13 protein-coding genes are annotated in these 11,810 nt (G+C 66.3%); 6 read left to right on the top strand and 7 right to left on the bottom strand.

The features are described 5' to 3' along the window. Nucleotides 1-2: 2 nt before the first annotated feature. Nucleotides 3-374 carry a hypothetical protein gene (locus EDE12_RS19500; RefSeq protein ID WP_036291776.1) on the bottom strand — a complete coding sequence of 124 codons (372 nt, stop codon included), beginning with the start codon at nucleotides 372-374 and terminating at the stop codon, nucleotides 3-5. A 218-nt stretch (nucleotides 375-592) separates the two neighbouring features. Between EDE12_RS19500 and phaC the strand changes: the two genes are divergently transcribed. Further along, on the top strand, nucleotides 593-2,845 hold the full coding sequence (gene phaC / locus EDE12_RS19495; protein WP_026599228.1) for a class I poly(R)-hydroxyalkanoic acid synthase: 2,253 nt from the start codon (nucleotides 593-595) through the stop codon (nucleotides 2,843-2,845). A gap of 57 nt (nucleotides 2,846-2,902) precedes the next feature. Here the strand turns inward: phaC and EDE12_RS19490 are convergent, their stop codons facing one another. Both EDE12_RS19490 and EDE12_RS19485 read right to left on the bottom strand, forming a co-directional pair. After that, entirely contained in the window at nucleotides 2,903-3,055 is a 153-nt protein-coding gene (locus tag EDE12_RS19490; RefSeq protein WP_348625820.1) for a hypothetical protein, read from the bottom strand. Nucleotides 3,056-3,071: 16 nt separating this feature from the next. Then, the gene (locus tag EDE12_RS19485) at nucleotides 3,072-3,317 is read right to left on the bottom strand and encodes a CopG family ribbon-helix-helix protein (protein WP_024880842.1); all 246 of its coding nucleotides are present in this window, start codon (nucleotides 3,315-3,317) and stop codon (nucleotides 3,072-3,074) included. Between the two features lie 158 nt (nucleotides 3,318-3,475). Between EDE12_RS19485 and EDE12_RS19480 the strand changes: the two genes are divergently transcribed. Then, complete coding sequence (locus EDE12_RS19480) at nucleotides 3,476-3,736, top strand: zinc-finger domain-containing protein (RefSeq protein WP_024880843.1); 261 nt, start codon at nucleotides 3,476-3,478, stop codon at nucleotides 3,734-3,736. 10 nt (nucleotides 3,737-3,746) lie between these two features. Further along, the gene (locus EDE12_RS19475) at nucleotides 3,747-4,910 is read left to right on the top strand and encodes an FAD-dependent monooxygenase (protein WP_026599229.1); all 1,164 of its coding nucleotides are present in this window, start codon (nucleotides 3,747-3,749) and stop codon (nucleotides 4,908-4,910) included. An 8-nt stretch (nucleotides 4,911-4,918) separates the two neighbouring features. Here EDE12_RS19475 and EDE12_RS19470 read toward each other — a convergent pair whose 3' ends face one another. After that, nucleotides 4,919-5,503: a TMEM175 family protein gene (locus EDE12_RS19470; protein WP_024880845.1), complete on the bottom strand. Its 585-nt coding sequence runs from the start codon at nucleotides 5,501-5,503 to the stop codon at nucleotides 4,919-4,921. A 132-nt stretch (nucleotides 5,504-5,635) separates the two neighbouring features. On the opposite strand from EDE12_RS19470, the gene EDE12_RS19465 reads away from it, so the two are divergent. Then, on the top strand, nucleotides 5,636-6,514 hold the full coding sequence (locus EDE12_RS19465) for a MipA/OmpV family protein (RefSeq protein ID WP_026599230.1): 879 nt from the start codon (nucleotides 5,636-5,638) through the stop codon (nucleotides 6,512-6,514). A gap of 38 nt (nucleotides 6,515-6,552) precedes the next feature. Next, on the top strand, nucleotides 6,553-6,939 hold the full coding sequence (locus EDE12_RS19460) for a hypothetical protein (protein ID WP_026599231.1): 387 nt from the start codon (nucleotides 6,553-6,555) through the stop codon (nucleotides 6,937-6,939). A gap of 517 nt (nucleotides 6,940-7,456) precedes the next feature. Here EDE12_RS19460 and EDE12_RS19455 read toward each other — a convergent pair. The 3 genes from EDE12_RS19455 to hppD form a co-directional block, all read right to left on the bottom strand. Continuing rightward, nucleotides 7,457-8,473: a fumarylacetoacetate hydrolase family protein gene (locus tag EDE12_RS19455; protein ID WP_026599232.1), complete on the bottom strand. Its 1,017-nt coding sequence runs from the start codon at nucleotides 8,471-8,473 to the stop codon at nucleotides 7,457-7,459. Between the two features lie 9 nt (nucleotides 8,474-8,482). Next, complete coding sequence (gene hmgA, locus EDE12_RS19450) at nucleotides 8,483-9,781, bottom strand: homogentisate 1,2-dioxygenase (RefSeq protein ID WP_026599233.1); 1,299 nt, start codon at nucleotides 9,779-9,781, stop codon at nucleotides 8,483-8,485. Between the two features lie 114 nt (nucleotides 9,782-9,895). After that, nucleotides 9,896-10,996: a 4-hydroxyphenylpyruvate dioxygenase gene (gene hppD / locus EDE12_RS19445; protein ID WP_051592541.1), complete on the bottom strand. Its 1,101-nt coding sequence runs from the start codon at nucleotides 10,994-10,996 to the stop codon at nucleotides 9,896-9,898. 50 nt (nucleotides 10,997-11,046) lie between these two features. Here hppD and maiA point away from each other — a divergent pair, with 50 nt between their 5' ends. Further along, nucleotides 11,047-11,679 carry a maleylacetoacetate isomerase gene (gene maiA / locus EDE12_RS19440; protein WP_026599235.1) on the top strand — a complete coding sequence of 211 codons (633 nt, stop codon included), beginning with the start codon at nucleotides 11,047-11,049 and terminating at the stop codon, nucleotides 11,677-11,679. Nucleotides 11,680-11,810 lie beyond the last annotated feature (131 nt).

Raw genomic sequence — 11,810 nt, 5'->3', positions numbered from 1 at the left:
CTCTAGCGCTGTTTCGTCTCGGCGCGCCGTTCTTTCGGCGCGTCGGGAATTTTGACGCGGGCGCCGCGGGCGCGATTGGCGGCCGCGGCGGCGACGAGCTCTTTCTCGACCGCAGCGGCGCGGGCGGCGCTCTTCTTGGCGTCCGCCTTGACGTCGGCCGCCGGAGTCGGCGCGGCGAAGGGCGTGTAGCCGGTCGCGCCCGTCCGCGAGCGCTCGACGAAATCGGCCGGCGCCGGCGGCGGACGCCGCATTTCCATTCCCTCGAAGAATTTGCCGATCGACTCGCCCGCGGTCTCCGAGCCGGCCTCCTGCGCGCGCGCGCCGCCCGTGGCGACGGCGAACAGGACCAGGCAGATCGCGAGGCGACAAATCATCGGCTTCTCCGGATGCTGGTTTCCGTCATAGAGCGTCAATGCGGCTTTGATAAGGGGGCGCCGATTAGGAGGCTCCCGCCCTTCCGCGACGCATCGCCGCGCTTAAGTATTGGAGGAAGCGCTTTTCTCCGCGAGAGACGGTTTCCGAACCTTCGCGGGATATGCTCTAAGGAAGTGACGAGGCCGGCGGCGCCGAGCCGCCGAGGACAGGACCGCCGATGACCGCACAAAGACGTTCGCCAGCCGGAGCCAAACGGCGGCCGCAGCTTCACGCCGCGGCCGAGCCTCAGGCCGAGCTCCGAGCCGCGCCCCAAGCCGCGCCCGAGGCGCCGAAGGGGCGCGCCGCGGCAGGCGAGCGAACGTCGACGCTCACGCTGCAGGGCGGCGCGCCCAAAGGCGGCGGCGCGGTGAAAAAGCCCGTGGTCGCGGCGCCGGCGAAACCGGCGGCGAAAGCAAAACCGAAAAAGCCCGCCCCCGCCGAAGCCGCGCCGGCGCCCCGCCCCGCCGTCGCAAAGGATGCGGGGACCGATCGTCACGCCGCGCTCGAGGCCGCAGCCGCGCTGCTGGCTGGCGCCGTGGAGGAATTGTCCGAGGAGCAGCGCCGCCGGCTCGTCGACCGGCTCGCGCCCCGAGCGCCGGAGCCGGAGCCCACGCCGGCCGCCGCGCGGCTAAAGCCGCCGACGCTGAACGCGGCGGCGCCCAACGCTCATGATTTCGAGATTTTCGCGGAGAATCTGGCTCGCCTCGTCGATCAGGGCCGCAAGGCGCTGGCCGCCGCCATAGGCGGCATGGAGCCGGGCGACACGCGCAGCGAATTGGCCAGCAATGTCGCCGACGCCGTCAAGACGCTGGGCATCGTCGCCGAGCGCTGGATGGCCAAGCCGGATCAGGCCTACGCCGCCCAGGCGACGCTCGTCTCCGGCCTCACCGACATATGGAGCCAGACGCTGCGCCGCTTCTCCGGCGAGGACACGCCGCCGATCGTTCCGCCGGACCCCCATGACAAGCGCTTCGCCGCGCCGGAGTGGAACGACAATCCCTTCTTCGACTGGCTGCGCCAATCCTATGCGCTGACGTCGCGCTGGGCCGGCGAGACGGTGGAGAGCACCGAAGGGCTCGACCCGCAGGTGAAGGCCAAGGCCGGCTTCTACACGCGGCTCATCGCCAGCGCGTTGTCGCCCTCCAATTTCGTCGCCACAAATCCCGAGCTGCTGCGCGCCACGCTGGACGCGCGCGGCGAAAATCTCGTGCGCGGCATGAAGATGCTGACCGAAGACCTCTCCGCCGGCCATGGCATGTTGAAGCTGCGTCAGAGCGACGAGAGCAAGTTCGAGCTCGGCGTCGACATGGCCACGACGCCCGGCAAGGTCGTCTATCGCACGCAGGTGATGGAGCTCATCCAATATGCGCCCTCGACGTCGACGGTCTATGAGCGCCCGCTGCTGATCGTGCCGCCGTGGATCAATAAATTCTATGTGCTCGATCTCAATCGCGAGAAGAGCTTCGTGCGCTGGGCGACGGCGCAGGGCCTCACCGTCTTCGTCATCTCCTGGGTCAATCCCGACGAGAGCCAGGCGGAGAAGGGCTTCGACGCTTATATGAAGGAAGGCGTGCTCGCCGCGCTGGACGCGGTGCAGCAGGCGACCGGCGCGCGACATGTGGCGGCGGCCGGCTATTGCGTCGGCGGCACAATGCTCGCCGCCACGCTCGCCTATATGGCCGAGAAGGGCGACGATCGCATCGACAGCGTGACCTTTTTGGCGACTCAGGTGGATTTCACCGACGCCGGCGACATGCAGGTGTTCATCGACGAGGCGCGCCTCGCCGCGCTCGATGAAGCTATGTCGCGCACAGGCTATCTCGAAGGCGTCAAAATGGCGACGACCTTCAATATGCTGCGTCCAAACGAATTGTTCTGGACCTATTTCGTCAACAATTACATGAAGGGCGTCGAGCCCGCGGCTTTCGATCTCCTCACCTGGAACTCGGACTGCACGCGCATTCCGCGCGCGAACCATCTCTTCTATCTGCGCTATTGCTACATAGAGAATGCGCTGTCGCAGGGCCGCATGGTCATAGACGGCGTCACGCTCAATCTGCGCAAGGTGAAGATCCCGATCTATGAGCTGGCGGCGAAGGAAGACCACATCGCGCCGGCGCGCTCGGTCTTCACGGGCGCGAAATATTTCGGCGGCGAGGTGCGCTATGTGCTCGCCGGCGCCGGCCATATAGCGGGCGTCGTCAATCCGCCGGCCAAGAACAAATATCAATATTGGACCGGCGGCCCGCCCGTCGGCGTCTATGAGGATTGGGCGAAGACCGCCCATGAGAACAAGGGCTCCTGGTGGGGCGACTGGCTCGCCTGGATCACCGCGCAAGCGCCGCAACGCGTGCCGGCGCGCATCCCCGGCGGCGGGAAGCTGAAGCCGCTGTGCGACGCACCGGGGGAATATGTGCGGGTGCGGGGGTGAAGGAGTTCATGCCTTCACAATGTCAGAGCGCGCTCCCTCCCCTTTCGGGGTCCGCGCTCACAATTCCTCCGGCCATTTTTGAGCCGCATGCATGACAGTCAAAATTTCGACATCGCTCAATGTGACGCGATACGGGATGATGTAGGGAATATCGGCCAACGCCAGCTCGCGCGTGCCGTTGAGACGTCCCGTGCGGCCGATCGCCCCCAACGGATCGAGCGGCGCCTCATGCCGTGCGGGCGGGCTTCACATATTTCTGGATTATCTTGGCCAGTTCCGCCTCAGAGGCGAAATCTCCGCGCTCGGCGTCGGCCAATCCAGCGTCGATCTCGGCGAGCCGCCACGCCTCGCGCTCCACAAAATCCTCGATCGCCTGCGCCGCGACGAATGAGCGGGAACGGTCGAGCTTCTTGGCCAGCTTCTCGAGCTTGGCGGCGGTGGCGTCCGTCACACGGACGGTAAAGGCGGTCATAGGCGATGCCTTCATTGGGCCGTACAGATTATTATGTGAATCAGATTGGTTCGATCAACGGCTTCCGCGCCGCCCGCGACCTTCCTCCCCCTACCCAAAACCGCGCGGCTCCAATATAGCTGCGCGCAGCCAACCGACCGCTCGAGGGACTCCCCGCCATGTCGCACGATTCCACACCGCACTTCCACAATCAGCCGGGCGTCGCCAAGATCAAGGTCGGCTCCAAGGAATTCATGTGCATCGGCGCGCTGCCGCCCTTCGACCATCCGCATGTCTTCATCGACATGGGCGCGGCGGACGAGGCGGTCTGCCCCTATTGCTCGACGCATTATGTCTTCGACGCCGCCCTCGGCCATGGCGCGGCCGATCCGGCCGAATGCGTCTACCATTCCGAGACCGTTCTCGACCCGACCGCCTGACGCCGCGCGAATGGGCGCTCCCTTCATCGTCGTCGGCGCCGGCATAGGCGGGCTCGCCGCGGCGATCGCTCTGGCGCGCGCCGGCAAAAGAACGCTCGTCCTCGAGCAGGCCGAGCGCATAGAGGAAGTGGGCGCCGGCCTGCAAATCTCGCCCAACGCCGGGCGAATTCTGCAGGGTTTCGGCATGCGCCCGGCGCTGGACGCCGTCGCCCTCGAGCCCCGCGCCCTCAATATTCGCCGCGCCGCCGACGGCGCCGTTCTGGCGCGCCTGCCGCTCGCCGAGGCGCGCGACCGCTGGGGCGCGCCCTTTCGCGTCTTCCACCGCGCCGATTTGCAGAAGACGCTGCTCGACGAGGCGCTGCGTCTCGGCGTCGAGACGCGCACCGCCGCGCGCTGCGAGGGCTTCACGCAGGACGAGGGCTGCGTGCGGCCGGTGATCGGCGAGGCGACTCTGGAGGCTGAGGCGCTGATCGGCGCCGATGGGCTGCGCTCGACGATTCGCGATGCGCTCGGCCTCGTCGCAGACGACGCGCCTCGCTCGGCGCGGCTCACCGCCTGGCGGACGCTGATGCCCATCGATTCGGCGCCCGCCGCCCTGCGCGAGCGCGAGACTCATATTTGGCTCGGACCGGGCGGCCATATCGTCCATTATCCGCTGCGCGATGCGAGCATCGTCAGCGCCGTCGCCATTATCGAGGATCGCGCCGATCGCGGCCCCGCCGCCGAGACGCGCACCGGCGAGGAGCTGGTCCGCGCCATGGGCTTTGGACGCTGGAGCCGCGATCTGCGCGCTCTGCTGGAGGCCGGCGGCGCTTGGCGACGCTGGCCGCTCTACGCCCGGCCGGAGATCACGCGCTGGGGCCGCGGCCGCGTGGCGCTGCTCGGCGACGCGGCGCATCCCATGGTTCCCTTCCTCGCCCAAGGCGCGGCGCAGGCGATAGAGGACGCCGCAGCGCTCGGCCATGCCTTCACGGATGCGCGCGCGGAAGTGGAGACGGCGCTCCACGCCTATCAATCGGCGCGAATCGAGCGGGCGATCCGCATTCAGCGCGCCTCGCTGCGCCAGGGCGCCAATTGCCATTTCTCGGGGCCGATGGCGCTCGCGCGCGACGTCGCCGTGCGGCTGATGGGCGGCGAGGGCGTGCTGTCCCGCAACGCCTGGATCTATCGCTGATTCTGTATCTATCGCGGACCGGCGACGACCTTCTCTATGCGCGGGTCGGGCGTGAACCACATGATCGCGACGCCCACATAGATGGCGAGCGCCAGCAGCGGAGAAACGAAATATCCCCCGGCGATGGCGCAAAAATACAGCGCGATCGACGCTTTGGTCTTCACATCGCGGCCGAGCGCGCCGGCGAGCGGCGAGGCCGGGCCGTCCGCCCGCAATATCGCCAATGTCAGCAGATAATAGGCGATCGCCGGCAGCAGCAGCGCGAGGCCATAGAGAATGGTGGGCGCGCGGGCGAAGTCATTGTCCGCCATCCAGGCGGTGGCGAAGGGGATGAGCGACAGCCAAAATAGAAGATGCGTGTTGGCCCATAGCACGCGACCATCCACCCGCGAGACCGCGTAGAGCAGATGATGGTGATTGTTCCAATAGATGGCGACATAGACGAAGCTAAGCGCATAGCTGGCGAAAGTCGGCGCCAGAGGAAGGAGCGCGGACCATTCTGCGCTGTGCGGCGCCTTCAGCTCCAACACCATTATGGTGACGATGATCGCGACGACTCCGTCGCTGAAAGCCGCCAGCCTGTCCTTTTCCATCGCTCCGCTCCGATCGCGCCCGGTGGACGCATGACGGCGAAAAAGTGGCCGCGCCTCCACGGACTTGGCAGCTTCGCCCGCCGGCTGATAATAATGATGACGAATTGGTTACGCTGCAACGAGGGTCCCGCCATGCCTCGCGCCCACGCCGCGATGATCGGCCTTCTCGCCTGTGTCGGCCTTGCCGGCACAGCCCCTTTTGCGCATGCGGAAGAGCAGCGCGCGCAAGACATACAGGCGCAAGACCTGCGCATGCCAGAGCCCCCTGCTCGGACGCCCATATTCGCCGCGGCGGACCAGGGTTGGATCGTGACGGTGGGCGTCATGGGCGCCCTGACGCCGAGCTTCCCGGGCTCGAGCACGCTGCGTCCCTATCCGTTTCCCTCGATCAGCTTCCGACGCATCGGCGAGCCGGAGCTGTTCTCGACGCCCGATGACGGATTCGGCTTCGCCATTCTCGACTCCAACGGCTTTCGCGCCGGTCCCGTGGCCAATTTCGTGTTCAAGCGCGGCCAGCGCGACGGGCTCACCGGCGTGCACACCGTCGAGCTCACTCATGAGATCGGCGGCTTCGCCGAATATCAGGGCGAGCATTTCCGCACGCGCGCCGAGCTGCGTCAGGGCATAGACGGGCACAAGGGCTTCGTCGCCTCGCTGGGGGCCGATCTCTATGGCGGCGACGGCCGCGCGACGCTCTCCTTCGGACCGCGCCTCAGCCTCGGCGACAATCGATACGCCAACGCCTATTTCTCGGTGACGCCTTTCGAATCTCTGGCCAATGGCCGCATCGAGCCCTATGAGGCCAATGGCGGATTCACCGCCGCCGGCGGGCTCGCCACCTTCCGCTATGATTTCACCAAGGACACCAACGCCACCATTTACGGCGGCCTGCAGCGGCTGACCGGCAGCGTCGGCGCGAGCCCGATTCCCAATGAGATCGGCTCCCGCAATCAATTCACCGCTGGCCTCTCCATCGCCCGCTCCTTCGAGCTGCGCGGCTTTTCTTGGTGAAGCGCCGCTCGCGCTCTCCTTGACTCTTACAACGATGAATGCAAGTCTCTTTCACCATGGCCGATAGATTACGCTCGACCTTTTTCCAGCGACTGGCGCTGGGGCTCTATACGCTGACGATCATCGTCGGCGCGCTGGGCTTCGCGTCGCATCGCGGCCATGGTGGAGCAGGCGTCAGCATTTTCGAGGATCGCGCCGCTTTCTGCCAGGACTTCCAAAAGGCCCATGGCGCGCCCGAGACGCCCTTCGTCGTCTGCTGCGACGCATGCGTCTCCAGCGCGCCGCCGACTCTGCCGGCGACCATCACGCATATCGTTTATCGTTTCGAGATTTCCACGCGTTTCGATTTTGCCTCTCGCCTCGGTCGGGACCTCGATGAGAGCCCGGACAATCTCCGCTCGCGAGCGCCGCCTGCCTTCGTCTGATGTCGATGCGGCCCTCCCGGACGCTATGCGTCCGGCTTGTCTCCTAAGATTCGTTCCTCGTTTCTCTCGCGTCTGAACGCGCGGGCGTCACGTAGGCCACAGGAACAAGAAACACGAATTGTCGCGCTCTTCTCCCGAGAGTCGTGACGATTCGAGCGGACTTCCGCGAGCGCTCGCCGTCTCAGATGGCGGACCCCGCAATTGCGTCACCCATGTCTCATCCTCGACGCGCCTTTCCCCGAGGCGCGGAATCTCCCCCCGATGCGAGGCGGGCCATGGCGACGGAAAAGCGGTTCAGGGCCGGCGAGGCTCGCGGAATCTGTCGACCGACTTGAAAGGCGAAGATCGGACCTCCCTCCGATCAGCTGCGCCTCTCGAGCGACGCCGAGCGGACCACTCCGGTCCATGCCGCCTCGCTCCTCTCGTCGGCCGCCACTGCGCGGCGCTCCCTTCTCCCCCCGGAGGGAGCGCCGCCCTTGGGCGGCCTCACGGTGAAAAAGATATTGTCCCCTCACTCCTAAATCTCGCTCGCTGCGACCACCTCCTGCTCGATCGCGCCAAAGATCGAATGGCCAGCGGAATCGCGCATCTCGATGCGGATGCGGTCGCCCGGCAGCAAAAATCGCGTGCGCGCCGCGCCGCCGAGCAGGCTCTCGACGACGCGCTGCTCGGCGAGGCAGGAATAGCCCACCCCGCCATCGGCGATCGGCCGGCCCGGCCCACCGTCGGCGGCGCGATTCGACACAGTGCCGGAGCCGATGATGGCGCCGGCGCACAGCGCGCGCGTGCGCGCCGCATGGACGATGAGGCGGCCGAAATCGAAAGTCATGTCGACGCCGGCGTCGGGCCGGCCGAGCGGCGCGCCATTGATGAAGGAGAGCAGCGGCGCGGAGAGCGTCGCGCCATCCCACGCCGCGCCGAGTTCGTCCGGCGTCACGGCGACGGGGGAAAAGGCCGAGGCGGGCTTGGATTGAAAAAAGCCGAAGCCCTTGGCCAGCTCGCTGGCGGTGAGGCCGCGCAAGGTCACGTCATTGGCCAGCATGACGAGCGCGATATGGGCGCGCGCCGGCTCGGCGTCCAGGCCGAGCGGAACATCGTCGGTGACGACGGCGACCTCCGCCTCGAGATCGAGGCCGAATTTCTCGTCGAGAAAATGGATGGGATCGCGCGGCCCCAGAAACCCGTCCGAGCCGCCCTGATAGATCAGCGGATCGCTCCAAAAGGAGGGCGGCATCTCCACGCCGCGCGCCTTGCGCACCAGAGCGACGTGATTCACATAGGCCGAGCCGTCGGCCCATTGATAGGCGCGCGGCAGCGGCGAAGCGCACTCATGCTCGCGAAAGCGAAAGGAGGGGATCAACCCGGCCTCCAGCCGCTCGGCGATCACGGCGAGCAGCGGCGCGGCGCGCGGCCAATCATCGAGCGCCGCCTGCAGAGTGGGCGCGACCTCCACCGCCTCTGTGGCGCGCGTCAAATCCCGCGAGACGACGACGAGCCTGCCATCGCGTCCAGCTTTCAAAGAAGCGAGCTTCATCGCTTGTCCTCACGGCGTCCCGTCGAAGCGGCGCGCGAGCCCCGCCCAGCAATCGGCATAGTCATTCTGATATGTCTCGAGCCGCGCGGCGTAGCGCGTCACATGCTGCGGCAGCCGCGTCTCGAGCATGAAGGCGAGCGTCCCCTCGAGCTTTTGCGGGGCCAGCGCCTCCGCGCTCGCCTGCGCGAAGCTCTGCGCGTCCGGCCCATGCGGCAGCATGCTGTTGTGCAGCGAGACGCCACCGGGCGAGAATCCCTCCGGCTTGGCGTCATAGCGCCCATAGATCAGCCCCATGAATTCGCTCATCACATTGATATGGAACCAGGGCGGACGAAACGTGTGCTCGGCGACGAGCCAGCGCTCGGGGAAAATCAGAAAATCGATATTGGCCGTCCCCTCCCGCTCCGAGGGCGCCGTCAGCACGCAGAAGATCGACGGATCGGGATGGTCGAAGAGCAGCGCGCCGACCGGCGCAAAGCGCCGAAGATCATATTTGTAGGGCGCGTAATTGCCGTGCCAGGCGACGACGTCGAGCGGCGAATGATCGAGCCCGCAGATAAAGAATTTGCCGCCCCATTTCACCGTGAGCCGGCACGGCCGCTCGACGTCCTCGAAAGCGGCGACGGGCGTCTCGAAATCGCGGGCGTTGGCGAGGCAATTGGCGCCGATCGGCCCGCGATTCGGCAGAGTGAAAGGCGCGCCGTAATTTTCGCACAGATAGCCGCGCGCCGGCCCGGCGACCAGCTCCGCCTTGAATTTCACGCCGCGCGGCACGACGCCGATTTCGCCGGGCGCGATTTCCATCACGCCGAATTCGGTGACGAGACGCAACGCGCCTTCCTGCGGCAGCAGCAGCAATTCGCCGTCGGCGTCGTAGAAATAATCATCGGTCATAGAACGCATGACGAAATAGAGCGCCGCCGCCATGCCGCTCTGCGCATCGGCGTCGCCGGCCGTCGTCATCATACGCACGCCGGCGAGAAAAGTGAGCGCGCCATCGGGCATGGGCGGCGGCCCCCAGCGATAGCGGCCGAGCGGCAGATCATGCTCCTCGCGCAAAGGCGCGCTTTTCCAGAAGGGAAGCTCGAGCCGCTCGAAACGCCCGACATGCCGCACGGAAGGGCGAATGCGATAGAGCCAGCTGCGCGTATTGGCGCCGCGCGGCGCGGTGAAAGGCGAGCCCGACAATTGCTCCGCATAGAGCTTGTAGGGGCAATGCTGCGGCGAGTTCTGCCCGACAGGCAGAGCGCCCGGCAATGCCTCGCTGGCGAACTCATTGCCGAAGCCGGACATGTAGCGGAGAGTCATGGCTCAATCTCCGAATGACGGCGAGTCTTTGCTGCGTCACCCCCTCCCGCCCGCCTTCGGCGGTCGACCTCCCCACTCGAGGGGGAGGTGGGGTTCGCGTAGCGGCGAAACCCTTCACCCTCCCGCGCGCAGTACGCCGCGCTTCACCTGATCGTCCTCGATCGACTGGAACAGAGCGCGGAAATTTCCCTCGCCGAATCCCTCGTCGCCCTTGCGCTCGATGAACTCGAAGAAGATCGGCCCGATCACCGTCTTCGAGAAAATCTGCAGCAGCAGCTTGCGCCCCTCGCCGTCGATGAGAATTCCCAGCTCGCGCAATCGGTCCAGCCGCTCGCCATGGCCGGGAAGCCGCTCCTCGACGCGCGCGTAATAAGACTCCGGCGGCGCCGGCATGAATTGCAGCCCGCGCGCCCGCAGCGCCGTCACCGTGCGATAAATGTCGTCGCAAGCGCAGGCGACATGCTGAATGCCCTCTCCCCGATAAGCGACGAGATATTCCTCGATCTGACTCTTGTCGTCGACGCTCTCGTTGATCGGAATTCGTATCTTCCCGCAGGGGCTGGTCATGGCGCGCGAATGCAGGCCGGTGAGTTTTCCCTCTATGTCGAAATAGCGAATCTGCCGGAAGGAGAAGAAGCGCTCGTACCACCCGGCCCATTCGTCCATATGGCCGCGATAGACATTATGGGTGAGGTGATCGACGACCGTGAGGCCGACGCCTTCGGGATGCGGATCGCGCGCGCCGGTCCAGCGAAAATCGACGTCGAAGATCGAGCCGCGCTCGCCATAGCGATCGACGAGATAGATGAGCGCGCCGCCGACGCCGACGAGCGCCGGGATCTTCAATTCCATCGGCCCGATCTTGGTCTCCGCCGCGCTCGCGCCCAAGGCGAGCGCGCGCTCATAGGCGACGCGCGCATCCGCCACGCGAAAGCCCATGGCGCAGGCGCAAGGCCCGTGCGCGCGCGCGAAATCCGCGGCGAAGCTGTCCGGCTCGGCGTTGAGCACATAATTCACATCGCCCTGACGATAGAACGTCACATGCTTGGAGCGATGACGCGCGACGGCGACGAAGCCCATTTGCTCGAGCAGAGCCGCGAGCTTCGCCGGCTCAGGATGGGCGAACTCGACGAATTCGAAACCATCCGTCCCCATCGGATTTTCCGGCGAAGGCGACATTGCGGCCTCCTTGCGAATGACGCTCTCCTTCAACATATTGCGCGCGGCCAGCGAATCCAGAGCGGGCGGCGGCGGAGGCGACGGCGATGAAGCTCTATGACTACTTCCGTTCCTCGGCCGCCTATCGCGTGCGCATCGCGATCGAGCTGAAAGGCTTGGACGTCGAGCGCATCCCCGTGCATCTCGCACGCGGCGAGCAGCGCCGAGCCGATTATCTCGCGAAGAATCCGCAAGGCCTCGCGCCGGCGCTCGAGCTCGACGACGGGACCATCATCACCCAATCATTGGCGATCATCGATTATCTCGACACGCTCGCGCCGCAACCGCTGCTGACGCCGAAAGATCCGCTGCTCGCGGCCAAGGCGCGCGGAGTCGCTCTCGCCATCGCCTGCGACATTCATCCGCTCAACAATCGCCGCGTGCTGGACTATTTGCGCGAGCGGCTCGGGCAGGACGATTCCGGCGTCGACGCCTGGATCCATCATTGGGTCCTGCAGGGCGGGCTCGATGCGGTGGAGCGGCTCGTCCAGCCCGGTCCCTTCTGCTTCGGCGCGCAGCCGACGCTCGCCGATGTCTGCCTCATCCCGCAGCTCTTCGCCGCGCGGCGCTTCTCGACGCCGCTCGATACGCTGCCGAAGCTTCTCGCCATAGAGGCGCATTGCCTCGCCCATCCCGCCTTCGCCGCAGCGGAGCCGTCGCGACAGGCGGACGCCGAATAAATCCGACGAGACCTTGGCTTTTCGCCGCCGGCTCTGCGATGATCGACGACGAGTCGGCCGAGCCTGTCACGCCCGCGCCGCCGCTCCATATAGCTTAGTGGCGAGGATGCGCCGTCGCTGGCGGCGCCGTT

It is taken from the genome of Methylosinus sp. sav-2 (genome assembly GCF_004366495.1).
Lineage (GTDB): Bacteria > Pseudomonadota > Alphaproteobacteria > Rhizobiales > Beijerinckiaceae > Methylosinus.
Note: the sequence above shows the minus strand (reverse complement) of the source record. Positions and strands in the feature narration are given on the sequence as shown.